At 70.9% G+C, this 26961-nt stretch carries 19 protein-coding genes and 1 other RNA gene; 7 read left to right on the top strand and 13 right to left on the bottom strand.

Annotation, left to right across the window (positions count from 1 at the left end; translation table 11 throughout):
• Positions 1 to 192: 192 nt before the first annotated feature.
• The 4 genes from ABZ441_RS25190 to ABZ441_RS25175 all read right to left on the bottom strand — a co-directional run bounded on the left by ABZ441_RS25190 (position 193) and on the right by ABZ441_RS25175 (position 5515).
• Positions 193 to 1530, bottom strand: a complete 1338-nt coding sequence (locus ABZ441_RS25190; RefSeq protein ID WP_358978131.1) for an acyltransferase — start codon at positions 1528 to 1530, stop codon at positions 193 to 195.
• Positions 1527 to 3725 (bottom strand): glycosyltransferase, encoded by a 2199-nt coding sequence (locus ABZ441_RS25185; protein ID WP_358978129.1) that lies wholly within the window; start codon positions 3723 to 3725, stop codon positions 1527 to 1529. Before ABZ441_RS25185 ends, ABZ441_RS25190 begins: the two co-directional genes overlap by 4 nt.
• Positions 3726 to 4376 (bottom strand): hypothetical protein, encoded by a 651-nt coding sequence (locus tag ABZ441_RS25180; protein WP_358978165.1) that lies wholly within the window; start codon positions 4374 to 4376, stop codon positions 3726 to 3728. It lies immediately after the preceding gene.
• Positions 4377 to 4543: 167 nt separating this feature from the next.
• Positions 4544 to 5515 (bottom strand): LysR family transcriptional regulator, encoded by a 972-nt coding sequence (locus tag ABZ441_RS25175; RefSeq protein WP_358978127.1) that lies wholly within the window; start codon positions 5513 to 5515, stop codon positions 4544 to 4546.
• Between the two features lie 161 nt (positions 5516 to 5676).
• Between ABZ441_RS25175 and ABZ441_RS25170 the strand changes: the two genes are divergently transcribed.
• A complete protein-coding gene (locus tag ABZ441_RS25170; RefSeq protein ID WP_358978163.1) occupies positions 5677 to 6831 on the top strand; it encodes an MFS transporter in 1155 nt (384 codons plus the stop codon).
• Positions 6832 to 6906: 75 nt separating this feature from the next.
• On the opposite strand, the gene ssrA is transcribed toward ABZ441_RS25170, so the two are convergent.
• From ssrA to ftsE, 5 genes are all read right to left on the bottom strand, one after another.
• Positions 6907 to 7294, bottom strand: a transfer-messenger RNA (tmRNA) gene (gene ssrA, locus ABZ441_RS25165).
• 122 nt (positions 7295 to 7416) lie between these two features.
• On the bottom strand, positions 7417 to 7905 hold the full coding sequence (gene smpB, locus ABZ441_RS25160) for an SsrA-binding protein SmpB (protein ID WP_358978125.1): 489 nt from the start codon (positions 7903 to 7905) through the stop codon (positions 7417 to 7419).
• Positions 7906 to 7923: 18 nt separating this feature from the next.
• Positions 7924 to 9111 (bottom strand): S41 family peptidase, encoded by a 1188-nt coding sequence (locus ABZ441_RS25155; RefSeq protein ID WP_358978123.1) that lies wholly within the window; start codon positions 9109 to 9111, stop codon positions 7924 to 7926.
• A gap of 68 nt (positions 9112 to 9179) precedes the next feature.
• Positions 9180 to 10100: a permease-like cell division protein FtsX gene (ftsX, locus tag ABZ441_RS25150; protein ID WP_358978121.1), complete on the bottom strand. Its 921-nt coding sequence runs from the start codon at positions 10098 to 10100 to the stop codon at positions 9180 to 9182.
• A 54-nt stretch (positions 10101 to 10154) separates the two neighbouring features.
• Positions 10155 to 10844 carry a cell division ATP-binding protein FtsE gene (gene ftsE, locus ABZ441_RS25145; protein ID WP_031100680.1) on the bottom strand — a complete coding sequence of 230 codons (690 nt, stop codon included), beginning with the start codon at positions 10842 to 10844 and terminating at the stop codon, positions 10155 to 10157.
• A gap of 259 nt (positions 10845 to 11103) precedes the next feature.
• On the opposite strand from ftsE, the gene ABZ441_RS25140 reads away from it, so the two are divergent.
• On the top strand, positions 11104 to 11295 hold the full coding sequence (locus ABZ441_RS25140; RefSeq protein WP_205023726.1) for a hypothetical protein: 192 nt from the start codon (positions 11104 to 11106) through the stop codon (positions 11293 to 11295).
• A 131-nt stretch (positions 11296 to 11426) separates the two neighbouring features.
• Here ABZ441_RS25140 and ABZ441_RS25135 read toward each other — a convergent pair whose 3' ends face one another.
• From ABZ441_RS25135 to ABZ441_RS25120, 4 genes are all read right to left on the bottom strand, one after another.
• Positions 11427 to 12311: a hypothetical protein gene (locus ABZ441_RS25135; RefSeq protein WP_358978118.1), complete on the bottom strand. Its 885-nt coding sequence runs from the start codon at positions 12309 to 12311 to the stop codon at positions 11427 to 11429.
• Between the two features lie 373 nt (positions 12312 to 12684).
• Complete coding sequence (gene prfB / locus ABZ441_RS25130) at positions 12685 to 13791, bottom strand: peptide chain release factor 2 (protein ID WP_358978116.1); 1107 nt, start codon at positions 13789 to 13791, stop codon at positions 12685 to 12687.
• A gap of 69 nt (positions 13792 to 13860) precedes the next feature.
• Positions 13861 to 15099, bottom strand: a complete 1239-nt coding sequence (locus ABZ441_RS25125; protein ID WP_358978114.1) for a serine/threonine-protein kinase — start codon at positions 15097 to 15099, stop codon at positions 13861 to 13863.
• A gap of 146 nt (positions 15100 to 15245) precedes the next feature.
• Positions 15246 to 16877 (bottom strand): serine/threonine-protein kinase, encoded by a 1632-nt coding sequence (locus ABZ441_RS25120; RefSeq protein WP_358978112.1) that lies wholly within the window; start codon positions 16875 to 16877, stop codon positions 15246 to 15248.
• A gap of 419 nt (positions 16878 to 17296) precedes the next feature.
• On the opposite strand from ABZ441_RS25120, the gene ABZ441_RS25115 reads away from it, so the two are divergent.
• From ABZ441_RS25115 to ABZ441_RS25095, 5 genes are all read left to right on the top strand, one after another.
• Positions 17297 to 20629 carry an FHA domain-containing protein gene (locus ABZ441_RS25115; protein ID WP_358978110.1) on the top strand — a complete coding sequence of 1111 codons (3333 nt, stop codon included), beginning with the start codon at positions 17297 to 17299 and terminating at the stop codon, positions 20627 to 20629.
• Positions 20630 to 20880: 251 nt separating this feature from the next.
• Positions 20881 to 22242, top strand: coding sequence for an extracellular solute-binding protein (locus ABZ441_RS25110; protein ID WP_358978108.1), 1362 nt, complete (start codon positions 20881 to 20883; stop codon positions 22240 to 22242).
• A 4-nt stretch (positions 22243 to 22246) separates the two neighbouring features.
• The gene (locus ABZ441_RS25105; protein ID WP_358978106.1) at positions 22247 to 23626 is read left to right on the top strand and encodes a sugar ABC transporter permease; all 1380 of its coding nucleotides are present in this window, start codon (positions 22247 to 22249) and stop codon (positions 23624 to 23626) included.
• Positions 23623 to 24546: a carbohydrate ABC transporter permease gene (locus ABZ441_RS25100; protein ID WP_358978104.1), complete on the top strand. Its 924-nt coding sequence runs from the start codon at positions 23623 to 23625 to the stop codon at positions 24544 to 24546. Before ABZ441_RS25105 ends, ABZ441_RS25100 begins: the two co-directional genes overlap by 4 nt.
• A gap of 168 nt (positions 24547 to 24714) precedes the next feature.
• Complete coding sequence (locus ABZ441_RS25095; RefSeq protein WP_358978102.1) at positions 24715 to 26949, top strand: bifunctional glycosyltransferase family 2 protein/CDP-glycerol:glycerophosphate glycerophosphotransferase; 2235 nt, start codon at positions 24715 to 24717, stop codon at positions 26947 to 26949.
• Positions 26950 to 26961: the final 12 nt, after the last annotated feature.

Raw genomic sequence — 26961 nt, 5'->3', positions numbered from 1 at the left:
GTGCCGTGAGGTGACCGGTGCGCAACCTCGTTCTCACTCGGCCGCCGGGGGTGCGGTGAGCCGGGCAGCGGGTGGGTGCGGTGAGCCGGCCCGGGGTGCGGTGTACCGGCCCGGGGTGCGGTGTACCGGCCCGGGGTGCGGTGTACCGGCCCGGGGTGCGGTGAGCCGGCCCGCCGCACCCCCGGCGGCCGGTCAGGTCCGGCGCGTCCGGCCCGCCCCGTTCGGCCACAGGCTCGGCCGGCGCCTGGCGGCGACGTCCTCGACCCAGCCGAACGCCAGGATCGCGAGCCCGATCAGCGGCCAGATCGCGATCAGGACCAGCACCTCGTACGACCGTTCCATGTACGTACCGAACGTGTCGCCGAACCACGGTACGGACCAGAGCTGGTCCACGAGGTGCGCGGCCGCGATGAACAGCACGTTGTGCCACAGGTAGATCGTCACGGCCCTGTTGTTGGCCAGCGTGACCAGGCTGTCCCAGCCGGCGAGCCTGCCGGGCAGCTTCCGCCAGGAGGGGGCGTAGACCAGAAGGATCGCGCAGAAGCCGAGGGACCAGGTGGCCTGGGCGAGCGGGATCTCGTCCAGGTTCCAGCCCTCCTCCGTGAGGTGCCCGGAGGCCCACCAGAGGCCGAAGCCCATGACGATCGCGGCGGACGACACCACGAGGTAGCGCGGGACTTCCTTCAGCAGCCCGTCGTTGTGGGCGAAACCCAGGATCCAGCAGGAGGCGAACACCGCGAAGTCGACGAGGCCCTCGCCGAACGTTCCCGGCACGGTCACCAGACCCGTGCCGATCACGGCCGTGAGACCGATCGGGGCGAGCAGCGTGACCCACGGCAGCCTGCGGAACGCCTTGAGCAGCAGGGGCGAGGCAAGCACGAACCAGAGGTAGGCGCGGATGTACCAGAGCGGTCCCGCCGCCTGGTCGGCCCAGCTCAGCTCCAGCCATCCGCCGTCGAAGCCGCTCTCCTCGGGATACGGGGGCGAGCCGAGGGGGAACAGATAGCTGCCGAGTCGCACGAACCACCACAGCCCCTCCTCCCGGACGGGCTTCCAGCTCAGCGCGAACATCACCGGCACGACGACGAGCGAGAACGCCCACATCGGGGGGAGCAGCCTGCGCAGCCGGCCGCGGATGACGCTTCCCGCCGGCCGGGCCAGCGAGCGGGCGATCAGCGAACCGGCCAGCGCGAACATCACGCCCATGGACGGGAAGAGGATCGTCAGCCAGGCCCAGCCGAAGAGGTGGAAGAGGACGACACGGACCAGGGCCACGGCCCTGAGCAGGTCCAGATAGCGGTCGCGTCCCGGCTCGGCGCGGGGCGCGGGGGTCTCTGCGGCGGGGGCCGGGGGTGCGGGGGCCCGCCCCGGGTACCCCGCATCCACCGGCGCGTACGGAGAGGGGACGGTCGGCGCGGCGCCGGGCCGGGCGCTGCCCTGCCGCGACGGCGCCCGGGATGCCCCGGGGTACGGCCACGCGTGGTCGTCATGTCCGGCGCCGTCCCGCTGCGGCCGGTCGGGGTGGGTCATGCGACCGGCCTCCGGTCCCTGTCCGTGTCCTTGCGACGGTTCGGCGTGCCGCCGGGCGCTTCCACCACGCCCGTGCGCCGCAGCTTCTGCCAGCGCAGCCGGCCACCGGTGAGAGCGGTGATCCAGGACTGGAGCAGCACGACGTACATCAGCTGCCGGTAGAGGATCTGCTGGAGCGGCAGGGAGATCAGATGGGTCATGCGCTCACGGTCGAGCCGGAAGGCGTACGCGGCACAGACGGCCTGCACCAGCAGGACCCCGAACCAGGCCGCGACCGTCTTCCCCGTCGGGCCGAAGACCAGTCCGTACAGCAGGAAGACGTCGATGAGGGGCGCCAGCAGAGGGGCGACGACCATGAACAGCGAGACGAACGGCAGTCCCACGCGTCCGAAGCGGCCCGACGGTCCGCGCTCGACGACCGCACGGCGGTGCTTCCAGATGGCCTGCATCGTGCCGTACGACCAGCGGTAGCGCTGCGACCACAGCTGCTGCACCGACTCCGGGGCCTCGGTCCAAGCCCTGGCGTTCTCGGCGTAGACGACGCGCCAGCCGTCGCGGTGCAGCGCCATGGTGACGTCGGTGTCCTCGGCGAGGGTGTCCTCGCTCATGCCGCCGACCCGGTCCAGCGCGTCCCGGCGGAAGGCGCCGACCGCGCCGGGGATGGTGGGCATGCAGCCCAAGACGTCGTACATCCTGCGGTCGAGGTTGAAGCCCATCACGTACTCGATGTGCTGCCAGGCGCCGATCAGCGAGTCGCGGTTGCCGACCTTGGCGTTGCCCGCGACCGCTCCGACCCGGGAGTCGGCGAACGGCTGCACGAGCTCGCGCACGGTGGACGGTTCGAAGACCGTGTCGCCGTCCATCATCACGACGATGTCGTGACGGGCGTTCCTGATGCCGTTGTTGAGGGCCGCGGGCTTGCCCGCGTTGCGCTGGCGGACGACCCGGACATTGGGGATCCACATCGCTTCGACGAGGTCGGCCGTGCCGTCCGTCGAGCCGTCGTCGATGACGATGACCTCGATCGGGTAGTCGCTGGCCACCAACGACCGCACGGTGGCCTCGATGCACTCGCGCTCGTTGTACGCGGGCACGAGGACCGACACCGGTCGGGTCAGCTCCCGGCCCCAGCTGAAGTCTCTGCGTCGCACCTTCCTGGCATGCAGGAAGGAGAGCAGCAGCATCAGTCCGAAGCGGACCATCACCAGGACGCCGATGACCGCGAGGCCGACCACCAGGACTCCGGTGACGTGTTCGGAGATCTCCACCGCCCCGATGAACGCCCTGCCCTTCCAGAGCGCGGAGCCGGTGACCGGGGTGTGCGCGCTGGGGGCACCGAGTGCCGAGGTCAGGTTGGTGAATTCGTAGCCCCGCCCCTGCATCTGCGGCAGGAACCTCCCCAGGGCGGCCACGGTCTGGGACCGGTCGCCTCCGGAGTCGTGCATCAGGATCACGGCACCCTTGCCGCGCTCGGGCGTCGCGCGCTCGATGATCGCGTCGACACCGGGGCGCTTCCAGTCCTCGCTGTCGGTGTTGTTCACCACGGTGAGGTAGCCGCGGCTGCCGATGTACCGCGTGACCGGCCAGGACTCGTCGTCCATGGCGTCGGAGAACGAGGAGTACGGGGGCCGGAAGAGGGACGTACGGATGCCGGCCGCGCCCGCCAGTACCAGCTGGTTCTGGGAGAGCTCCCAGTCGATGCGGTCGGTGGACTGGAAGGAGAGGTCGGGGTGGTTGAAGGTGTGCAGCCCGACCTCGTGCCCCTCGTCGGCCATTCGCTTCACCAGGTCCGGGTAGCGCGAGGCCATGGTGCCGGTGACGAAGAAGACGGCGTGCGCGTGGTGCTTCCTGAGCTCGTCGAGGACGCGCGGGGTCCAGACCGGGTCGGGGCCGTCGTCGAAGGTCAGAACGATCTTGCGATCGGGTATCCGGAGCGTCTCGGCGCCCTCGCCCCTCTTACGGGCGTCGATGACCGGACCGCCTTCGAGCACCCCGTCCGGCACCTGTGTGGTGGCGGCGGGAGCCTGGACGCGGTGGTCGGCGAGGATCTCGCTGTGCACGTATCCGCGCAGCATGAGCATGGCGAGCAGGGCCATCAGAAGGACCGAGGGCAGCAGATAGCGCATGGGAAGTCTGCGCCGGACGGTCCGCTTCTTCTTCCGGTTGTGCCTGCCCCGCGAAACGGGGGTTGTCATCTACTGAACGCCTTCTTGTGGTTGCACCGGTGATTCCGAGGGCTCCGGGGACGCCGGCGGACTCTCCTCGACGGGCGGGACGGGGTCGGCCGACGCGGACGGCTCGCGGCTCGGCTGCCGGGACGCGGAGACGGCCGGGGCGGGGGCCGAGGAGGAGTCGCCCTTCGGGGGCTTGCTCGACCTGGAGGCCGAGGCGCTCGCGCTCGGCTCGGCCCGGCCGGACGCGGAGGCGCCCTTCGACGGAGAGGCCGTGGCGGTGCCGGACGGCGAGGCGGAGACGCCGGGCGTGGCTCCGGGACTCCGCGACACGACGTCGCCACTCGGGGCGGGCCGCACCTCGACCTCTTCCGCGTGTTTCTCGTCCTGACCGGAGAGCGGCAGCCAGGGTGCACTGGAGTTGCCGCCGAGCACGGCGACCACGAGCGTCACCGCGTACACGGCGCAGACCGTGGCGAGCACCCATCCCGCACGCCGGTACGTCTTGCTGCGGCGACCGCTCTCGTCGACGAACACAGGGCCGTCCGAAGGATCAGGAGGCCCTGGTTCGACAGGTAGTTCGGAGAGCTGACGTCCCAGTCCGTCCAGTTGGACGGTCACGTCGTTCGACTCATGCGTGTGCCCGGTTCGGGTACCTTCGCGCCAATTTTCCACAGGTGTTCGCACTTCCCCCACTCAATGAACCAGGCGCGCGAGAAATGACTGAAAACGTGCCAACGAACCGGGCCCCCACCCCGTCCGCATGCCACCTGTCACCGGGCACCCGAAGCCCTGAATGTAGCGCACGGCGGCCACGCACAACGGGAAATGTCACCGGTTGCTCATGAACGGTGACTCATCAGTGACAGATCCGCCTCGGGCAACCACGATGCAGGTGGTCTCACCATCCACCCTTCCGTCCCGGCGAGTTCGGCCGCAGCGGCACGCAGGGCGGCAAGGCCGGGATGACCGGTCCCTTTGCGCCACACCATCAGCAGCGGCGACAGGGGCACCGGCCGCACGAGCGGGCGCAACACCGTCCCCGGCAGCGGCGGGAACCCGGCGACGGCCAGCACCGGGTTGCCCGTCTTCGCCATGATCCGCTGGAATTCGGCCACTCCGACGGCCAGCGGAGCCGGCGGAGCGAGGACGATGTCCCACTCCGCGAAAAGCGCGGACGCCAGATCCGTCCACTCGAGCGTGCGCATATTGCCCGCCCCGGCGTAGACGGTTTCACCGGCGAGATCACTCATGGCGACCTCCGCGCGCCCGGCCAGATGATGACCTCGAGGCAGGAGGACGGCCATCGGCTCGTAACGCACCGGCTGTACGGAGAGCTGGGCGAGCACCGCGGGATCGAGCCCGGCGGCACGTCCGAAGGAGACGTCGAGCCGTCCCGCGAGCACCTCCCCCGCCGCCCAGGTGAGCCCGCTCTCGAAGCGGGCCATCAGCTCGCACTCGGGCGCGAGCTCCCGCGCCCGGGCGAGCACCCTGGCCGCGGTCATCCCGTCCGTGTTCAGGTCGACCAGCAGCGGTCGCTCCGCCGGGTCGACGAAGGCGGCGGAGAGCGCGGCGTGCGCATCGAGCACCCGCCGGGCGTGCGGCAGGAGACGTTCCCCGTCCTGGGTGAGCGAGACCTGGCGGGTGGTGCGGACGAAGAGCCCCCGGCCCAGCTCCCGCTCCAGCCGGCGGATGTCCCGGCTCAGCGCCTGCTGGGCGAGGTAGAGCCGGGCGGCGGCCCGGGTGAAGTGCAGTTCCTCGGCCACGGCGACGAAGGCGCGGAGGAGCCGGGGATCGATGTCGGATGCGGCCACTGCCCCAATTTACAACGGAAGTGCGTCAATGGGCCCGGATCAGGTGTTGGACGCCACGACCACCGCGATCCGAAGCTGGACCGGTGCCTCACGAAACCGCCGTCCCGGCTCCAGCCGACACCCCGCCCGCCCCGACCACCCCCGTCCGGCCCGTCACCGCTGTGTCCAATCCCTACCTCCGGCTGCTCGCCACCCCCGGCGCACGCGCGTTCACCGCGGGCAATCTCCTCGCCAGGCTGCCGATGGGGATGTTCAGCGTCAGCGCCGTCATCATGATCGCCGGGGCGCACGACTCGTACGCCCTCGCGGGAGCGGTCACCGCGACCGGACTGGCGGCGACCGCCCTGGTCGCGCCCTGGACCGCGCGCCTCGTCGACCGGTACGGCCAGGCGCGGGTCGCGGTGCCCGCCACCGCGGTCGCGGTGCTCGGCTCGCTGGCCCTGGCGCTCTGCGTGCACTACGACGCCCCGGTCTGGACCCTCTTCGCCGCCTACGCCGCGACGGCCACCACCCCCAACACCGGCGGCATGTCCCGGGCACGCTGGGCCCATCTGCACAGGGGCGACCCGGCGGCCCTGCACACCGCCAACTCCTTCGAACAGGCCGCCGACGAACTGTGCTTCATGCTCGGCCCGGTTCTCGCCGCTTCCCTGTGCGGAGCGCTCTTCCCCGAAGCGGGCACCCTCACCGGCGCGATCCTCCTCATGGCCGGCGTGCTGATCTTCGCCGCGCAGCGTGCGACCGAACCGCCGGTGACCCCCGGCACACGAGCCGCGTCCCCCCTGCGCGCCCCGGGCATGATCGCCCTGCTCACCGTCTTCCTCGCGACGGGGGCGGTCTTCGGAGCGATGGAGGTCGTCTCCATCGCCCACGCCGGAGGCGCGATCCTCGCGCTCCAGGCCGGCGGCTCCTGCGTGGCCGGCCTGCTGTACGGATCGCTGCGCCCCGCCGCACGCCCCGGGCGCAGGCTGCTGCTGTGCCTGACGGGGATGACCGTGCTGATGTCCCTCCCCCTGGTCGCGGCGGCCACGACCGATTCGCTCTTCGTCCTGGCGGGCTGCCTGCTCCTGGCGGGGGCGGCCACCGCACCCACCATGGTCACCGGCATGACCCTGGTCCAGCGGCTCACCCCGCAGGCGCAGCTCAACGAGGGCATGACGCTCGCCGTCACGGCGCTGCTGGGCGGCATAGCCGCCGGTTCGGCAGGAGGCGGCTGGATGGTGGAACACGCCGGCACGGTGACCGGCTACGCGGTGCCGATGTGCGCGGCGGCCCTCGCACTGGCCGTCGCGGCTGCGGGAACGCGCCGAACCTGAACGGATTCCGGAGGGCACACACAAAAAACGAGGACCCCGCTGCCAGGGGCAACGGGGTCCTCGTTCACATGGGAATTGTGGAGATGGCGGGAATCGAACCCGCGTCCAACGGTGCGGAACCAGGGCTTCTCCGAGTGCAGTTCGCTGCGCTTTTCTCGGCCCCGGAGGTCACGCGAACAAGCCTCCGACAGGCCCAGTCACTGTTTGATTTCCTTCCAGGCCCCGTGACCGGGCTTAGAAGTTTAGATCCCTAGTTGATGCCAGGATCCGGGTCGGGATCACCCCCGGGCTGACACTCCGCAGAGTCTTCGCTTAGCTGCTAATTAGGCAGCGAGGGCGAAGGCGGAGGAATCGCGCTTGGAATTGGCGATTATTGTTTGCGACATATGGTTTACGAGATCATTGCCGCTTCCTCGACTCGCTTCCCCTGCTTCGACATCCGCTGTCGAAACCGATCATCCCCATGTTGTTTTTTCAAATGCGCGCACCCTCTGTGAGGTGCAAGGCCCATCGTACGTGACCAACGCACGCGGATGCCACCGTATTCCGGTGGCTCCGGGGCGCGGGCCCCGGGCCGGGTGGCGGCTACGCGCTGCGCTGGCGCCGGCGGGCCGCCGAGATCGCACGGTTCGTCTCCCGCGTGTCCTGCTTCTCGCGCAGTGTCTGACGCTTGTCGTACTCCTTCTTGCCCTTCGCGAGCGCGATCTCGACCTTGACGCGGCTGTCCTTGAAGTACAGCGCGAGCGGCACGATCGTGTGGCCCGTCTCCTGCGACTTGGCCTGGAGCTTGTCGATCTCGGCCCGGTGCAGGAGCAGCTTGCGCTTGCGCTTGGCCGAGTGGTTGGTCCAGGTGCCCTGCACGTACTCCGGGACGTGGATGTTGTGCAGCCACGCCTCGCCGTCGTCGATCTGGACGAAGCCGTCGACCAGCGACGCCCTGCCCATCCGCAGCGACTTGACCTCCGTACCCATGAGTACGAGACCGCACTCGTAGGTGTCGAGGACGTGGTAGTCGTGCCGCGCCTTCTTGTTCTGCGCAATCATCTTGCGCCCGGTGTCTTTTTCCTTGGCCATAGTGCGGTCATTTTCGCACTACGACCCACCCCCGAGGCCACTCAATACCGTTTCGGCCCGCTGCTGGGCCTCCGGGCCCGCCCCGACGTCGGGCGTGATGCCGCTTCCCTCGACGCTCCGGCCCGCCGGAGTGCGGTACTGCCCTACGGTCAGCTCGGCCACCGAGCCGCCCGGGAGCTTGCTGGGCATCTGCACGGATCCCTTGCCGAAGGTGCGCGACCCGACGGTCACGGCCCTCCCCCGGTCCTGCAGGGCGCCGGTCAGCAGCTCGGCGGCGCTCATCGTGCCGCCGTCCACCAGGACGACCACGGGCCGGTCGGTGTCGCCCCCGGGGTCGGCGTAGAGGGCGCGCTGGTCACCGTGTACGTCGTAGGTGGCGACGAGCCCGCCGTCCAGGAAGGCGGAGGACGCGGTGACGGCCTCGGTGACCAGACCGCCCGCGTTGGACCGGAGGTCCAGCAGGATCCCGGCGTCCCCGGGAACCTCGTCCACGGCGTCGCGGACCGCGGTGCCGGCGCCCTTGGTGAACGCGGCGACCCTGATCAGCACGGCGGAGGAGGGGTCCTGTCCGAGCCGCCGGACGCTCACCGGGTCGGTGCTGAGCCGGGCCCTGCGCAGGCTGGTGGTCCAGGAGTGGGCGCCGCGGCTCAGCCCGAGCACGACGGAGGAGCCCTCGGGCGCCTTCGTCCGGTCCCCGCGCAGCAGCGCGACGACGTCGGCGACGGGACGCTTCTCGACCGGACGGCCGTCCACGGTGCGCAGCAGGTCGCCCTTGCGTATGCCCGCCCCGGCCGCCGGTCCGCCTTCCTGGACCCCGGTCACGGTCACCTCGCCGCGGGCCGATCGGCGGGCGGAGATCCCCACCCCGGTGTACGAACCGTCGAGGGCCTGCTCGAACTCCTCGTACTCCCGCTCGTCGTACACCGCGCCCCAGCGGTCCCCGCTGCGGCTGACGACCTCCTCGGCGGCGTCGGTGCCGGACTTCCCGTCCGCCTCCGCGTCGGCGACCGCGTCCGCGATCTCCTCACGGTCCACCGGGCCCACCGTGGAGGACACCGAACGCGTCTCTATCTCCGTACCCCTGTCGTCCTCCCGGGGCAGGGACCCGGTGGCCGCGGCGGTGGCCAGCACGCTCGCGAACACCAACGTCAGGGCCGCCCCGCGGCAGACACCGCGGGGTTTGAAATGGTACGTATGGCCCATCATGTGGCCGAGTGTAGGACAACGCCCCGTCCGCACACGGCTCCTTGGCCGCTTGCGGGACGGGGCGCTCGTCACACCTTGAGGTACTTGCGCAACGCGAAGAGAGCGGCAACGGCGGGCATCAGCAGCCCGATCGCGACGACCAGCGGAAGCTTCGTGAGCACCGCGTCCCAGCCGATGAAGTCGATCAGGTTCAGCTTCTCCTGGAGCGCGAGACCGCCGTCGATCAGGAAGTACCGCGCGGCGACGAGGATCACGCAGGCGAGCAGACCGCCGATGAGTCCGGCGAACGCGGCCTCCATGATGAACGGCATCTGGATGTAGAAGCCCGAGGCCCCCACCAGCCGCATGATGCCCGTCTCACGTCTCCGGCTGAACGCCGAGACGCGGACGGTGTTGACGATGAGCATCAGCGCAATGACCAGCATCAGCCCCATCAGGAAGATCGCGGCCACGTTCATGCCGTTCATCAGCCCGAAGAGGTTGTCCAGGATGCTGCGTTGGTCCTGGACGGACTGCACCCCGTCCCGGCCCGCGAAGGCCGTCGCGACCACCTTGTACTTCTGCGGGTCCTTCAGCTTGACCCGGAACGACTCCTGCATCTGGTCCGGTGTGATGTTGCCGGCCATCGGCGAGTCGCCGAACTGCTCCTGGTAGTGCTTGTAGGCCTGGTCGACCGTCTCGAAGAGGACCGGCTTCTCGACGGCCTCCATCTTCTCGAGGTCGGCCTTGATCTGCTTCTTCTGCTCCGCCGTGACGGCACCCTTGGCGCACTTGGGTACGTCCTTGGCGTCGTTCTTGTTGCACAGGAAGATCGAGACGTTGACCTTGTCGTACCAGTAGGTCTTCATCGAGCTGACCTGCTCGCGCATCAACAGCGCACCGCCGAAAAGGGCGAGCGAGAGGGCGACGGAGACCACGACCGCGAAGGTCATCGTGAGGTTACGACGAAGACCGACGCCGATCTCCGACAGGACGAACTGGGCGCGCATGGCGTCCTTTCAGTACTCGATGCTCGTGCGGGGGCTCGGAGGGGCCGGCCCCTCTCAGTGCTGGTAGCCGTAGACGCCACGCGCCTGGTCACGGACGAGACGGCCCTGCTCGAGCTCGATGACGCGCTTGCGCATCTGGTCGACGATGTTCTGGTCGTGGGTCGCCATGATCACGGTGGTGCCGGTCCGGTTGATCCGGTCGAGCAGCTTCATGATGCCCACGGAGGTCTGCGGGTCGAGGTTGCCGGTCGGCTCGTCCGCGATCAGCAGCATGGGGCGGTTGACGAACGCCCGCGCGATCGCGACACGTTGCTGCTCACCACCGGAGAGCTGGCCGGGCATCCGGTCCTCCTTGCCCCCCAGACCCACGAGGTCCAGAACCTGCGGCACGGCCTTGCGGATCTCGCCGCGCGGCTTGCCGATGACCTCCTGCGCGAAGGCCACGTTCTCGGCGACGGTCTTGTTGGGGAGGAGCCGGAAGTCCTGGAAGACGGTGCCCAACTGGCGGCGCATCTGCGGCACCTTCCAGTTGGACAGCCGAGCGAGGTCCTTGCCGAGCACATGGACCATGCCCTGACTGGCGCGCTCCTCCCGGAGGATGAGCCGCATGAAGGTGGACTTGCCGGAGCCGGAGGAGCCCACGAGGAAGACGAACTCGCCCTTCTCGATGTCGAGTGAGACGTCCCGGAGAGCTGGGCGGCTCTGCTTCGGGTAGGTCTTGGAGACGTTGTCGAATCGGATCACGGATGCACCACGGTCGGCCGGGGGTAGGTGAGCGTGACCATACGCGAAGCGGGTGAGCGCGTGCAGTCGGCGTCCGGCAATGAGGGATTTGTGACGGAAAGCGGTACGGAACGAAACGGGGCGGGCCGGACCTCGTCCTGCGGGCCGCGCCGAAATGGGCGCGAGCTGGCACAGTGGTAGGGGGAACGGTTGCGTTTCCCTGAGCGTTGTGCGGAGAGAACGTGAAGGCGGCTCCCGCCGCGCGGGAGGAGGACTGCGCATGACCTATGACCGACTGGTGTGCGCGAACTGCGCGGCGCCCGTGAGCGAGGGCCGTTGCCGCGTCTGCCGGGCGAGCCGGGAGCGGATGCAGGAGCAGGGGCCGTTCGCGGGGCTCAATCCGGCGATGCTGATAGCACTGATGGTGATCCTCGTGGCCGCACTGGCACTGCTGGCGCACCAGGCCATCTGAGCCGGAGGCCGCATCCCCCGCCCGGCGGGGTTGAGACATGGGCGTACGGCCGCTGGAGCGGCCCGGAACGCCGAAGGGCCCGGGAAGACCACATCGGCTCTCCCGGGCCCCTCTACGTGCGTTTACGGGCGTCAGGCGGTCGTGCGACCGCCGCCGGCCAGACGCGGCAGGATGCGGAAGCCGATGCCACCGGCGATCATCGTCGCTGCGCCGATCAGCAGGAACGTGGTCTCGGCCGCACCGGTCTCGGCGAGCTCGTCCTTGCCCTTGCCCTGCTCGACCGGCTGGTTGCCGACACTGTCCGTGTCGGTGTTGTCACCGGCGTCCGGGTACGACGGGTCGGCAGACCCCTCGGTGGACCCACCGGTGGACCCGCCACCATCGGTACCGCCGTCGGTCCCGCCATTGGCGCCGCCGTCAGCGCCACCATCGGTACCGCCGTCAGCGCCGCCGTCGGTACCGCCGTCAGCGCCACCATCGGTACCGCCGTCAGTACCACCATCGGTACCGCCGTCAGTCCCGCCGTCAGTCCCGCCGTCAGTACCACCATCGGTACCGCCGTCAGTCCCGCCGTCAGTCCCGCCGTCAGTCCCGCCGTCAGTCCCGCCGTCAGTACCACCATCGGTACCGCCGTCAGTCCCGCCGTCAGTACCACCATCGGTACCGCCGTCGGCACCGCCGTCAGTGCCACCGATAATGCCGCCGATCACGCCGCCGTCAGTACCGCCGTCGGCGCCACCGTCAGTACCGCCATCAGTACCGCCGTCGGCGCCACCGGCGCCGCTGTCGCCACCGCCGTCGGCGCCACCGGCGCCGCTGTCGCCACCGCCGTCAACACCGCCGATACCGCTGTCGCCGTCGGTCGTGACCTGGGCGCTGACATCGGCCTCGTCCACGCCGATGTTGAGACCGAGGCCCACGGCCTGCGCGGCGCCCGCTGCGGTGAGCGAGGCACCCGCTGCGATAACCGCACCAGCGGCTATCCGCGCGACGCGGATTCGCGTCTTCTTCGTCATCTGTTGCTACCCCCAGTAGCCGATCTCGTCGATGGAGCAGCCATATGCGGTCCACGGCCCTGCGGGGTCACATGCTCTGCAGGGCCACGCCGTACCGTGGTCATCCCGCCCGCCCCCGTTCACACCTGTCCCAGACATACGCGTGCTGCTCTAGCACCCTGTCCAGAGTTAAGGGCTACGTCAAGGCGGTTCCGGGGGCATTAGGGCCGCTATGCGGGCACTTGACAGCTATTCGGAATCACGACTGTGACTCACCCACCACATCTCCCCCTCAACTGCCCTGCACACCCGGCAGGGTGGAGACCCGGAGTCGGAAACGCAAGTGGGTCCGGACAGGAGAACCTGTCCGGACCCGACGGCCATGCGGCCGAGGTTACTTCTCGCTCTGCTTGCGCCAGCGGATACCGGCTTCGATGAAACCGTCGATCTCGCCCCCGAAGACGGCTTCCGGGTTGCCCATCTCGAACTCCGTACGCAGGTCCTTGACCATCTGGTACGGGTGGAGGACGTAGGAACGCATCTGGTTGCCCCAGGAGTTGCCGCCGTCGCCCTTGAGCGCGTTCATCTTCGCCTGCTCCTCCTGGCGGCGGCGCTCGAGGAGCTTCGCCTGGAGGACGTTCATCGCGGACGCCTTGTTCTGGATCTGCGAGCGCTCGTTCTGACAGGAGACGACGATGCCCGTGGGCAGGTGGGTCAGGCGCACCGCGGAGTCCGTGGTGTTGACGCCCTGGCCGCCGGGTCCCGAGGAACGGTAGACGTCGACGCGCAGCTCGGACTCGTCGATCTCGACGTGGTCCGTCTGCTCGACCACGGGCAGCACCTCGACGCCCGCGAAGGACGTCTGGCGGCGGCCCTGGTTGTCGAACGGCGAGATGCGGACGAGCCGGTGCGTGCCCTGCTCGACGGAGAGCGTGCCGTAGGCGTACGGGATCTCGACCGCGAAGGTGGTCGACTTGATACCGGCCTCCTCGGCGTACGCCGTCTCGTAGACCTCTGTCTTGTAGTTGTGCCGCTCCGCCCAGCGGAGGTACATGCGCTGGAGCTTCTCGGCGAAGTCGGCGGCGTCCACGCCACCGGCCTCGGCGCGGATGGTGACCAGGGCCTCGCGCGCGTCGTACTCACCGGAGAGGAGCGTGCGGACCTCCATCTCGTCCAGTGCCTTGCGGACGGACTCCAGCTCGGTCTCCGCCTCGGCGCGCGCGTCGGCGTCACCCTCGTCCTCGGCGAGCTCGAAGAGGACCTCGAGGTCGTCGATGCGGCTGCGCAGGGCTTCGGTCTTGCGGACCTCGGCCTGGAGGTGCGAAAGCTTGCTGGTGATCTTCTGCGCCGCCTCCGGGTCGTCCCAGAGGGACGGCGCCGCCGCCTGCTCCTCGAGCACGGCGATATCGGCCCTCAGCGAATCCAGGTCCAGGACGGCCTCGATCGACCCCATGGTGGAGGAGAGGGACTTCAGCTCTTCGGAAATATCGACGACTGCCACGGGACCAGCGTAACGGCTGGACGGGTGAACCAGCCCATCCCCCGGATCCCGGCACCTCCGGGACTCCTCTCAGGGGGCCGTGGGCGCCGAGTTCCGGGTGTCCTCGGGAGCGGTGCCGGGGTCGTCGCCGCTCGTGGCGAGCCAGCCGCCCACCCCTATCGCCGCACACAGGGCGACCGCCGCCGCACCCAGGGTGATCCTGCGCTTGCGGATCGCCGCCGACTTGTTCCGTGCCGAACCCGGGCGCGGCCGGCCGGGGGCACGCGGGGCGCGGGCCGTGCCGAGGGGGCCTCCGGAGAGCTCGTCGGGGGCGGGCACGCGCATGCTCGTATGGGTGTCGCGGTTGGAGTCCGGGGAGGATCCGGGCACCAGCGGGACCGCGCCACGGCGGCGGGGCTCCTCGGGGACCGGGGTGTACTGCTGCTCGTCGTACGCCTGCGGTTCGGCCTCGCCGTCCGGCTCGTCCACGTCGAGCGGGGGTATCCCCGCCAGGAGCGGGAGCAGCTCCCGCAGCCGGGTCGCGAGCTCGGAGGCACGCAGCCGGGAGGCCGGGGCCTTGGCCAGGCACTGGACCAGGAGCTGCCAGAGCTCCTCGGGGATGCCCGGGAGCGGGACGACCGTCTCGGTCACATGGCGGCGCAGGACGGCACCGGGGTGGCCCCCGCCGAAGGGGGTGAAGCCGGCGAGGAGCTCGTAGAGCACGGTCGCGAGGGCGTAGATGTCCACGGCGGCGCGCGGCGGGAGACCTTCGACGATCTCGGGGGCCAGATAGTCGGGCGTACCGATGATCTTGGTGGCCTTGGTGCGGCGCGGGGTGTCGATCAGCTTGGCGACGCCGAAGTCGGTGAGCAGCGCGGGGTGCGAACCGCCGGGGCCGAGCGGGCCCTCCATGTCGAGCAGGATGTTCTCCGGCTTGACGTCGCGGTGGACCACTCCGGCGCGGTGCGCGGCGGCGAGCCCGTCGGCGACGTCGGCGACGACCGCAGCGGCGGCCTCGGGTGCGAGCCTGCGCTCCCGGTCCAGGCGGGTGCGCAGATCGGTGCCCCTCACGAGGTCCATCACCAGCGCCAGGTCGGTGCCGTCCACCACGAGGTCGCGGACGGCGACGACGTGCGGATGACCGAGCCCGAGCAGCGCGGTGCGTTCCTGTACGAAGCGGCCCACGAGCTCCTGGTCGGACGCGAGGTCCTCACGGAGCAGCTTGATCGCGACCGGGCCCTCGGGCCCCTCGCCGAGCCACACCGTGCCGGCGCTGCCGCGCCCCAGGATCTGGTGGGCGGTGTACCGGCTGCCGATATTCCGTGCCAAGACTGCTCCCTCAGCGGCTGGCGTTGACCCCCGGTCGACAAAGTTACGCGTCGAACGGGGCGTTGCGTGCCCGGGATGGCGCCAACCTCGACTTCTGCGGGCGAATTGAGCCCGCAGAAGTCGACAAAGGAACAGAGTGGGGGCTTCTACTGACCGGTAGTGGCGCCCGGGTCGCTTTCGCCGAGCTCCTTGAACCAGTCGGTCACGTTGCCGATTCCGTCCCCTATGGCGTCCCAGAAGCTCTGGCCCTGGGCGATCCAGTCCTGAAGCGGCGTCAGTTCCCAGATGAGCCAGGCGGCGACGACCAGCAGCACCACCGAGAAGAGGCAGCCCTTGAGGCAGCCCAGACCGGGGATGCGCATCGGGTTGGCATTGCGCTGCCTCGGCTGGCGGGGGGCCGGGGGCTGGGGCGCCGGCTGCTGCGGGGGCGCGTACTGCTGCCGCTGCGGCTGCCTCTGGGGCTGCTGCTGTTGCTGCTGCTGCCTCTGCTGCTGCTGGTAGTGCTGGGGCTGCTGCTGCGGCTGATACTGCTGGGCGCGCTGGGGCTGCTGCGGCGGCGGCTGCTGGCGCTGGGGACGACGGCGCAGCGGGTCCTGGCTAGGGTCGAGATACTGGACCTGCGTCTGCTCGTTGCGGTCCCGGGCCGCCCTGAGCTGCGACTGCCAGGGGTGCGGTTCGTCGGGGCGCGGGGCGCCGTCGGGGCGCGGCGGTACGGGCGGCATCATCGCGGTCGGGTCGGCCTGGCCGCCCCCTCCCGGAGTCTGCTGCATCACGCTGGTCGCGGCCGAGGGGTCGTATGATCCCGCGTTGCTCGGCAGCACCTGCGTCGGGTCGGCCGCGCCCGGGGTTTCCGGGACGGCGGCGGGCGCCGGGTCGGGCGCGAGCAGGGCGCCCACCCCCTCGGCGGCCGCGATCTGCGCGGAGTTCGCGTGCACGCCGATGCCCGCGCCGACGGTACGCAGCGCACGGGCCAGGTTCACGGCGCTGGGCCGCTGGTCCGGGTCCTTGCGCAGGCAGCGCTCAATGACCGTCCACAGGGGCTCGGGGACGGTGCTGGGACGCCGGGGCTCCTCGCTGAGGTGCCGGTGCAGGACCTCGAGAGCCGTGCCCCCGGCGAACGGCGGACGGCCGGTGACGAGTTCGTACAGCAGGATGCCCGCGCCGTAGACGTCCACGGCGGAGGTCTGCGGCCGGCCTTCGGCGGACTCGGGCGCCACATAGGCGGGCGTGCCGACGAACTCATGGGTCCGGGTCAGGCCCGGGGAGTCCGCGAGGCGCGCGATGCCGAAGTCGGTGAGCATCGGGTGCATCTCGCCGTTGCGCTCGTCGAGCAGCACGTTGGCGGGCTTCAGGTCGCGGTGCACGACGCCGTCGGCATGGCTCGCTGCCAGCGCGTCCGCGATCTGCGCGGTGAGCAGCGCGGCGGCGACCGGGGTGAGCGGTCCGTTCTCGCGGAGGTAGCGGTGCAGGTCGGGACCGTCGACCAGGTCCATCACCAGGGCGAGGAGATCGCCCTCGACGACGAGGTCGCGGGTGCGCACGATGTTCGCGTGGGTGAGCCGCAACAGCACGGAGCGCTCACGCAGGAACCGCATCACGACGTCCGCGTCGTTGGCGAGCTCCTCCTTGAGCACCTTGATCGCGACGGTCTCGCCGGGCTGCCCGGCGACTGCCGCCTCGGCGCCCGCGGTCTCCCGCTGGCGGGCTCGCCAGACGGTGCCCGTGGCGCCGCGTCCGAGCGGCTCCTCGAGCAGGTACTTGCTGCCTACCGGCCGCACGTCATGCGCTCCCTGCTGATCGTTGTGCTTCGCGGTCCCCCGGGCCCGCCCGGATGTTCCGGCCCACTCTAATGCCGCCGCGCGGGGCACAGGCCGGTCGTCCTCCGGTCGTGTTCCCGCTGTGTCAGCGGGAAGACGCACACACGGAAGAGTTGGTTGCCGAACGAGTGTGCAGCACACCTCCGGCAGGACCAAGCACGCTCTTTTGCACCCACACTCGGCCATTCAAGATCACTAAGCGGTCACCCCCGGGCGTGTTGTCGGTGGCAGGTGCGAGGATGCCTCCAGCACGGAACTGTGAGGTCGCAAGCCTCACACTCCGTGACGACCTGTACCGGACGACGCGTCCGTGCCGGGTGGGGGGAATCACAGGGCGTCTCCCCTGCCGGCACCCCGCGCAGAAGGGACCGCTGACGGCGATGCAGATCCGGCTGACCGTCCTCGCGCCGCGCAGCGGCCAGACCCCGGCGCGCGCCTGCGACGTGCTCGTGACCGCCCCCGCGGGGACGGCCCTGGCCGCCGTGGCCTCCGGTCTGGCCGCCGCGGTGTCAGGCCCGGAGGGCTCCCTGGGCGGTGGCGCCACGGTGCTGTACGCCGGGCGTGAGCGACTCGATCCGCAGCGCTGCGCCCTCGGAGAACCGCCTCTGGTGGACGGCACGATGCTCTCCCTCCAGGTGCCCGGCGACGACGAGGCCACCGACGACGCCGTCCCGGCGCGGCTGCACGTGATCGCGGGACCGGATGCCGGCGGGGTCCATCTGCTGCACGGCGGACAGATCCGCATCGGCCGCTCCGCCGAGGCGGACGTCCCGCTCGACGACCCGGACGTGTCACGGCTGCACTGCGCGGTGACGGTCTCCGAGGACGGCCGGGTCTCCGTCGCCGACCTGGGCTCCACCAACGGCACCTCGCTCGACGGCACGGACGTCCACGACCGCCCGGTCCGGCTGGCCCCGGGCGCCCTGCTGCGGCTCGGCGAGTCCACGCTGCGGCTCACGCCCGGCGACCGGTCACCCGCGCTGACGACGACGCCGGACGGCGAGGGGCATCTGCGGGTGACCCGCACGGAGGCGGCGGGCAGCGCCACGCGGCCGGCCGCCGAGCCCGAGGCCGGCCCGGCCGGCGGGCACGGCCACGGTCCCGCCCCCGCAGGACGGGACACCCACGAGGTGTACGACGACGGCCCCTCGGACCACGACACGCACCCCGGCGAACCCCTCGGCCAGGTGACTCGCCCCCGCGACCCGCTCCCCCACGAGGAGCCCCCCCGACGCGGCGGCATAGGCGCCTGGGCCCGACGCTTCACGGGCGGCAGGGGAGAACTCACACACGGGGCGCCCACCGGTGGCTCACCGGCGCACGGGCCGGATTCAGCAGCCGCCCCGCACGCCCCCTCCTTCGCCCTTCACGCCTCCTCCGCCCCGGCCGGCACCTGGCCGGACCCCGCGACCGTGCTGCTCACCGCGCTCGGTCCCGGCCCCCGCCTGTGGGAGCGCGACACCACGCACCCCGAGAGCCTGGTCGTACGGCTGGGGACGACCGAGCGGGCCGACCTGCCCGCAGTGCCGGTCACCGTGGGACTGCGGGAGGCCGGATCGCTCGGGCTCGCGGGTCCGCGGGCCAGGCTGTCCGGGCTCGCCCGTTCGGCAGTTGCACAGCTCGCCGCGCTGCACTCCCCGTTCGACCTCGAGATCGTGCTGATCAGCACGGACCGGGCCCGGAGCCCGGAGGACCGCCGGCGCGAGTGGTCCTGGCTCGGCTGGCTGCCCCACCTGCGCCCCATGCACGGCCAGGACTGCCGGCTGCTCCTCGCCTACGACCGCGACCAGGCGGGCGCACGCGCGGCGGAACTGGTGCGACGCATGGAGGAGGGGCCGCTGGGACCCGGCTGGGCGAGCGCCGACCGGTCCTCCGTGGCCGAGGCGGCCGCCCGCCACACGGGGCCGTACACCGTGGTGATCGTGGACGGAGATCCCGGCTCCGCGGCCCTGCGCGAGACCACGGCCGGGCTGGCCGGCGCCGGTGCGGCAGCCGGAATCCATCTGATCTGCCTGGCCGAGACACCGGCCGCCTCCCCGACGTCCCCCGTCGCCGCGACCTACGACACCGCTTGCCGGGCCTCGATCGCCTTCCGCGAGTGCGGTGCGGTCGCCATGCTGAGCGGCGACGTGGCGACCGCTCTGCGGCTGCTGCGCACCGCTGGTGGCCAGGCGGCGGGCCACGGCACCGTCGCCGCGGTGGACGCCGTGTCGGCGGCCTGGGCCGAGCGGTTCGGCCGTGCCCTCGCACCGCTGCGCGACGAGGGCACGGCCGCCCTGCCCGGCCGGCCCATGACGGCCGCGCTGCCTCCGTCCGCCCGCCTGCTGGACGAACTGGGCCTCGCCAGGGCCACCCCGGCCTCCCTGATGGCGCGCTGGGCCTCCACCGCCGAGGACCAGCCGGGCGCGACGGTGCGCACGGCCCAGCCCGGGGCCGCGGACCTGGACACGACGGGCTCCGGCCGCACCCTGAGCACCGGACAGCCCCGGGTGGGCGCGCAGCGCGAGTCCCCCGATGCCGGGCACACCCCCTTGCGGGGCAGCGGACCCACCAGCTCGGGCTCGGGCCGCTCCGCCTACTCCCACGCGGCCGGCAGCGGCGGCTCCCCCAGGATCGGCGCCCAGCGGCGCGACAGCGGGGCCACGGAGCCGGGGAGCACAGGGCCGGCCTCCTGCTACGCGGGACGCCCCGTGATCGTGCTCGGCGCCGGTCCCCGAGGCCCCCTCTCCGTCGATCTGGCCGACGAGGGGCCGCATCTGCTGGTCGAGGGCCCCGCGGGCAGCGGCCGTACGGAGCTGCTGCGCGCCGTCGCCGCGTCACTGGCCTCGGCCGCCCGCCCCGACAGGCTCGGCATCCTCCTCATCGACGGGGCGGGCGGCGAGCGCGGGGAACGCGGCGAGGGGCTGCGCCCCTGCACCGAACTGCCGCACGTCTTCACCCACCTGGTGGCCTCGGACCCCGTACGCATGCGGGAGTTCGCCCAGGCCCTGGCCGGGGAGCTGAAGCGCAGGGCGGAGCTGCTCGGCACGCTGGACTTCTCCGAATGGCACGCCCGGTACGAGGAGTCACGGGCGCTCACCGGCCGTCGCCCCGCCGAAGCCGCCGAGCAGCGCGGCGACCTCGAACCGCCCGCCGGAGGCACTCTGCGGCTGCGGACCACCTCGGCCCGTCCGGTGGAGCCCGGCCCTTCCCCCCTGCCCCGGCTGGTCGTCCTGGCCGACGACTTCGACGCCCTGGTCGCCCCGGCTCTCGGCAGCCCCGGCCGCCCCTCCGCCGGGTCCGTGGTCCGGGTCCTGGAGGCCGTGGCCAGGGACGGCGGGCGTCTCGGCGTCCACCTGGTCGCCACGTCCGCCCGCCCGGACCGCACCGAGGACACGGAGCTGGCCCGGGGCGCGCGACTGCGCATCGTTCTCGACCCGCCCGTCGTCCCCCCGTCACCCGACGAGGCGGCGCCGGGCCGGGGGCGGCTGGGGCATCCGGACGGGCGGGTGACCCCCTTCCAGGGCGGCAGGGTCACCGGCCGTATCCCGCGCACGGCGACTCAGCGGCCCACCGTCGTGCCGCTGGAGTGGGAGCGGATGGGGGATCCGCCGACCCGCCGGCCGGTCCGTGAACTGGGCAACGGACCCACGGACCTGGCCCTGCTGGCCAGCGCCCTGGAGAGGGCTGCCCGTTCGGTGAACGCGGAGCCGCTGCCTCCGCTGATTCCGTAGCCCTACCCGTCCCGTTCCCGGTACTCACCCCGGTACGGGCGGACGAGGCCGTCCTGTCCTGGTTCGACGTCACGAGCCCATCACGATCGCCGAGTTGGCGCCTGCGACGGTATTGCCACTCCGGTGTGCCGGGCATAGGACTGTCCGCACGGACGACGTGAACCGCACGATGTGAGACGCGAGCGGCAGCAGCGGGAAACCCCTGCTGTGCTGCTCGGGTCTCATGCGCGCGCAGGAGAGACGGGGCAGGGATGCGCACAACCCTTCGCATGCGTAGGGCCGCACTGGTGTTCACCGCGATCGGGGCGCTGGCCCTCACCGGATGCAGCGACGACGGCGCCGGGAAGGACAAGGGCGACGACGCCGGCAAGGGCGAGGACAGCGCTCAGAGCGTCACCCTCCCGAAGCTGGACGGCGAGAAGATATCGGTTGCCGCGGTCTGGACCGGACCCGAGCAGGCCAACTTCACCAAGGTCCTCGACGAGTTCGAGAAGCGGACGGGTGCCACGGTCACCTTCGTCCCGGCGCAGGACCCGATCGTCAACTTCCTCGGTACGAAGATCGCGGGCGGTCAGCCCCCGGACGTCGCGATGATCCCGCAGGTGGGCGCCATCCAGCAGGCCGTGGCCAAGAAGTGGGCCAAGCCGGTGGGCAACGAGGCGAGGGCCCAGCTCGGCCAGAACTACTCCAAGGTCTGGCAGGACCTCGGCGCGGTCGACGGCACCCAGTACGGCGTCTACTTCAAGGCCGCCAACAAGTCCCTGATCTGGTACAACACCAAGGCGTTCGAGAACGCCGGCGCGAGCGAGCCGAAGACCTGGAAGGACTTCCTCGCCACCGCCGAGACGGTCTCCGCCTCCGGCGTCACCCCGGTCTCGGTCGGCGGCGCGGACGGCTGGACGCTCACCGACTGGTTCGAGAACGTCTACCTCTCCCAGGCAGGGCCCGAGAAGTACGACCAGCTGGCCAAGCACGAGATCAAGTGGACGGACCCGTCCGTCAAGGACGCCCTGACCACGCTCGCCGAGCTCTTCGGCAAGCCGAGCCTGATCGCCGGCGGGGCCGACGGGGCCCTGCAGACCGAGTTCCCGGTGTCGGTCACCCAGACGTTCACCGGCGGTGACCAGCCCAAGGGCGCCATGGTCTTCGAGGGCGACTTCGTCTCCATCAACATCGCGCAGACCAAGGCGAAGGTCGGCACGGACGCCAAGGTGTTCCCGTTCCCGGCGGTCGGCGCGGACTCCCCCGTGGTGACGGGCGGCGACGCGGCCGTGGCGCTCAAGGACAGCAAGGGCGCCCAGGCGCTGCTGACCTGGCTCGCCTCGATCGACGCGGCGAAGATCTGGGCCGAGGCCGGCGGGTTCATCTCGCCCAACAAGTCGCTGGACGCGGCCGCGTATCCGAACGACGTGCAGCGCAAGATCGCCGAGGCGCTGATCGATGCCGGTGACGACGTCCGGTTCGACATGTCCGACCAGGCTCCTCAGTCGTTCGGCGGGACGCCCGGCAAGGGTGAGTGGAAGACGCTCCAGGACTTCCTGAAAAACCCGAAGGACATCGCGGGGACTCAAGCGAAGCTGGAGTCCGACGCGGCCAAGGCGTACAAGAGCTGACGGGGTGACCACAGCGACAGCGGGGGGCGCCGGAACCGCGCCCCCCGCCGACAAGCGTCCCGACACGGGTACGAGCACGGGCAAGCACCCGCGCGGGAGGGTGACCGGTACCCGCAGGGCCGTCGCGGCGGCGTTCCTGCTGCCGGCCCTGGTGCTGCTCGGCTCACTCGTCGTCTATCCGATCGTCTACTCCGTCTACCGCTCGTTCCTCGACCAGTCCGGCACCGGCTTCGCGGGCCTGGACAACTACAAGGCGCTGTTCACGGACGACACCATCCGGACAGCGGTCAAGAACAACGCGATCTGGGTCGTGTTCGCGCCGACCGTCGCCACCGTGCTGGGACTGATCTTCGCGGTGCTCACCGAGCGGATCCGGTGGGGGACGGCGTTCAAACTGATCGTCTTCATGCCGATGGCCATCTCCATGCTGGCCGCCGGCATCATCTTCCGGCTCGTGTACGAGCAGGCGCCGGAGCGCGGTGTCGCCAACGCCGTGGCCGTGGGGGTGCACGACACGTTCGCCCAGTCGTCCGGCTTCCCCAAGGCACATCCGCTGCCCGTCCACCCGCTGAAGGCGGGCGGGGGCGGTTCCTTCGTGACGAAGGAGACCGTGCGGGCCGGTGAGCCGGTGAGCCTGCCGCTGGTCGGTGTGGCCCCGGCGAAGATGCCGGGAGACGCGAAGCCGGCGAAGGCCGCCACCGCGTCCGGCGAGGGGATCACGGGCACGGCCTGGCTCGACTTCACCAAGGGCGGCGGCGGCAAGCCGAACCTCGTCGATCCGAAGGAGCTCGGCCTCAAGGGCATCACCGTCGAGGCGGTGAAGGACGGCAAGGTCGTCGCCAGGGCCACGGCGGGCGCGGACGGGGTGTTCACCCTGCCCGCGTCGGCGGACGGGAGCCTGCTGCGGCTCCCGGCGGACAACTTCCGCGAGCCCTACAACGGCGTCGACTGGCTCGGGCCCTCCCTCGTGACGCCCGGGATCATCGGCAGCTACGTCTGGATGTGGGCCGGATTCGCGATGGTGCTGATCGCGGCCGGCCTGGCGGGACTGCCGCGCGAACTCCTCGAAGCGGCCCGGGTGGACGGCGCGAACGAGTGGCAGGTGTTCCGTCGGATCACGGTGCCGCTGCTGGCCCCCGTGCTCGCGGTGGTGCTGGTCACCTTGATGATCAACGTACTGAAGATCTTCGACCTGGTCTTCATCATCGCGCCGGGATCCTCCCAGGACGACGCGAACGTCCTCGCCCTCCAGTTGTACCGCTCCTCGTTCGGCACGGACGCGGATCTCGGGATCGGCAGCGCCATCGCCGTACTTCTGTTGCTGCTGGTGATTCCGGTGATGCTGTTCAACATCCGCCGTATGCGGAAGGAGGGGCGCCGATGACCACGACCAAGGCCGCACAGGCCGAGCAGGTCCCGCCGACCGGGAAGGCCGGGAGAACCGGGAAGGCCGAGCAGTCCCTCGGCGCGCGGATCGCCGCCCGGGCGGGCGGCGGCGCCATGCGGGTCTTCCTCGTCCTGGTGGGCCTGTTCTGGCTGATGCCGACCATCGGGCTGCTGCTCTCCTCGCTGCGCGGACCCGAGGACATCGCGGCGACCGGCTGGTGGAAGGTGTTCACCGCACCCTCCGAACTCACCTTCTCCAACTACCAGCGGCTGCTGGACAACTCGACCATCACCGATTCCCTGTTCAGCACGGTCCTGATCACCGTCCCGACCACCGTCCTCGTGGTCGTCATCGGCTCGCTCGCCGGTTACGCCTTCGCCTGGATGGAGTTCCCCGGCCGCGACTGGTGGTTCCTGGTGGTCGTGGGACTGCTGGTGGTTCCCGTGCAGGTCGCCCTGATCCCGGTGTCCGAGCTCTTCGGCACCATCGGGATCTTCGAGACGACCTTCGGCGTGATCATGTTCCACACGGCGTTCGGCCTGCCGTTCGCCATCTTCCTGCTGCGGAACTTCTTCGCCGAGATCCCGCGCGAACTGCTGGAGGCCGCACGACTGGACGGTGCGGGCGAGATCCGGTTGTTCACCCGGGTCGTCATGCCCCTCGGCGGTCCCGCGATCGCCTCGCTCGGGATCTTCCAGTTCCTCTGGGTGTGGAACGACATGCTGGTCGCGCTGATCTTCGCGGACTCGGATTCCCCGCCGATCACCGTGGCCCTGCAGCAGCAGGTGCGGCAGTTCGGCAACAACATCGACGTGCTCGCACCCGGGGCCTTCGTGTCCATGGTGATTCCGCTGGCGGTCTTCTTCGCCTTCCAGCGGCAGTTCGTCTCCGGCGTGATGGCGGGCGCCGTCAAGTAGCGAAGCCGGACCAGCACAGACGTTCGTCAACACAAGGGCGGCCCGTTCACTCGCGATCGGGCCGCCCTACCTCGTACTTCCCCCGGATGCCACATCCCGCGTAACCAAGTCACTCCTTCGGCCGTTTGCGGGCCACCTGCCCGCCCGCGAGCGACCCCTGGATGTGTTGTGCCCCGGTTCAGTGTCATCGTGCCCGCGTACCGGGTCCAGGCGTATCTGCACGCGTGTCTCGACTCCGTGCTGAACCAGTCGTTCAAGGACTACGAAGTCATCGTGGTCGACGACTGTTCACCGGACGCCTGTGGCCCGATCGCCGATGAGTACGCCGTCCGCGACCCCCGGGTCAGCGCAGTCCACCTGCCCCGCAACTCCGGCCTCGGGCCCGCCCGCAACGCCGGGGTCGCCAGGGCGACCGGAGACTATCTGCTCTTCCTCGACGGTGACGACACCTTCGCCCCCGAGGCGCTCCAGGCCATCGCCGACCGGCTGGAGGCCACCGGCGGCCCCGACGTGCTGGTCTACGACTACGCCCGCACGTACTGGTCGGGCGAGAGCGTGCGCAACACCTTCGCCGAGCACCTCGCAGAGACCGGCCCCGCGTCCTTCGGGCTCGCGGAGCGGCCCGAGCTGCTCAAGGTCCTGATGGTCGTGTGGAACAAGGCGTACCGCCGCGAGTTCATCGAGGCCGAGGGCTTCACCTTCCCGCCCGGCTACTACGAGGACACCCCCTGGACCTACCCGGTGCTGATGGCCGCCGGGTCGATCGCGGTGCTGGACACCGTCTGTGTGGGCTACCGCCAGCGGCGCCGTGGCAACATCCTGTCCACCACCACCCACCGGCACTTCGACGTCTTCGACCAGTACGACCGCGTCTTCGCCTTCATCGACGCCCGGCCCGAACTCGCCGTCTGGCGCCCGGTGATGTTCCGCAGGATGCTCGACCACTTCTCGACGCTCTTCACCTCCCGGGGCCGGCTGCCGCGCGGGACCCGGGCCCTGTTCTTCCGCCGCGCCCGCGCCCACTGCCGCCGCTACCGCACCCCGGGCTCCCCCGTGCCCCGCCGCACCCGGCTCCGGCACGCGCTGTTCCGGCTGGGCGCCCACCGCACCTACCGCGCGCTGTGGGCCGCGCAGCGGCTGCGCGCGAGGCTCGGACGCGCGGCGGCGACGGTGCGCCGGGCGGTACGCGGAGCCGCGCTCCAGCTGCACTACCGCGTCCAGCTGCGCCTGCCCGTCCGGAGCACGGACGCGGTCTTCGCCGCCTACTGGCACCGCGGCTACACCTGCAGCCCCGCGGCACTGGAGGCCACGGCCAGAGCCCTCGTGCCCGGGCTGCGCACCTACTGGATCTGCCGCCCCCAGGACGCGCACACGGTGCCGGACGCGACCCGTGTGCTGCACCCGGGGACCGCCGCGTACTGGACGGCTCTGGCGCGCTCCGGATTCCTCGTGAACAACGTCAACTTCGACCGCAGACTCGTGAAGAGACGCGGGCAGGTGCTCCTGCAGACCCATCACGGCACCCCGCTGAAGACCATGGGCACCGACCTCGTGCACCGGCCCGCGGCGGCCGGGTCCATGAACTTCGACCAGCTGCTGCGCAACATCGACAAGTGGGACTTCTCGCTCTCGGCCAACCAGCACTCCACCCTCGTGTGGGAACGCACCTACCCGTCCGGCTACACCACGCTGGAGTACGGCAGCCCGCGCAACGACGTCTTCCGCCGCACGGGCCCCGAGGAGACCGCGCGGCTGCGCGTGCGCCTGGGCGTCCCGGACGGCAGCACCGCCCTGCTGTACGCGCCGACCCACCGTGACTACCGGCGTACCCAGCAGCACTCCCTGGACCTGGAGCGACTGGTCCGCGTCCTGGGGCCCGGCTTCGTGGTCCTGGCCCGCTCGCACTACCTGGACGCGACGGCACGGGCCACCGCCGGCCACACCCGGCATCCGCGGATCATCGACGTCAGCAGCCACCCGTCGGTCGAGGAACTCTGCCTCGCCTCCGACGGGCTGATCACGGACTACTCGTCGCTGATGTTCGACTACGTCAACCTCGACCGGCCGGTCGTACTCCACCTGGAGGACGCCCAGGCGTTCGAGAGTGCGCGCGGCACGTACTTCGATCCGGCGGCCTTCCCTCCCGGGGCGGTCGCCCGTGACCAGGAGGAGCTGCACGAGATCTTCGCCACGGACCACTGGCGCGGGCCGCGTTCGGCGCAGCGCCGCGCGGCGTTCCGCGCCCGGTTCTGCCCGTACGACGACGGGCACGCGGCGGAGCGGGTGGTGCGCAGGGTCTTCCTGGGCGACACCTCCGGCATGCCGCTGCCCGTCCCGCTGACGAGCCGTGGGCCGGCCGGGGTGCCGCGTCAGGTACCGGTACGGGAGTACACGAACGGGTGAGGGCCGGGGAGC

Source organism: Streptomyces sp. NPDC005752 (genome assembly GCF_040630715.1).
GTDB lineage: Bacteria > Actinomycetota > Actinomycetes > Streptomycetales > Streptomycetaceae > Streptomyces.
This window is presented reverse-complemented; position numbering and strand designations above follow the sequence as displayed.

Coding starts and splice junctions, on each gene's coding strand:
- ABZ441_RS25140 (WP_205023726.1), top strand. CDS start 11,104: ATGACCTATGACCGACTGGTGTGCGCGAACTGCGCGGCGCCCGTGAGC.
- ABZ441_RS25110 (WP_358978108.1), top strand. CDS start 20,881: ATGCGCACAACCCTTCGCATGCGTAGGGCCGCACTGGTGTTCACCGCG.
- ABZ441_RS25100 (WP_358978104.1), top strand. CDS start 23,623: ATGACCACGACCAAGGCCGCACAGGCCGAGCAGGTCCCGCCGACCGGG.
- ABZ441_RS25190 (WP_358978131.1), bottom strand. CDS start 1,530: ATGACCCACCCCGACCGGCCGCAGCGGGACGGCGCCGGACATGACGAC.
- ABZ441_RS25185 (WP_358978129.1), bottom strand. CDS start 3,725: ATGACAACCCCCGTTTCGCGGGGCAGGCACAACCGGAAGAAGAAGCGG.
- smpB (WP_358978125.1), bottom strand. CDS start 7,905: ATGGCCAAGGAAAAAGACACCGGGCGCAAGATGATTGCGCAGAACAAG.
- ABZ441_RS25155 (WP_358978123.1), bottom strand. CDS start 9,111: ATGATGGGCCATACGTACCATTTCAAACCCCGCGGTGTCTGCCGCGGG.
- ABZ441_RS25115 (WP_358978110.1), top strand. CDS start 17,297: ATGCAGATCCGGCTGACCGTCCTCGCGCCGCGCAGCGGCCAGACCCCG.
- ftsX (WP_358978121.1), bottom strand. CDS start 10,100: ATGCGCGCCCAGTTCGTCCTGTCGGAGATCGGCGTCGGTCTTCGTCGT.
- ABZ441_RS25135 (WP_358978118.1), bottom strand. CDS start 12,311: ATGACGAAGAAGACGCGAATCCGCGTCGCGCGGATAGCCGCTGGTGCG.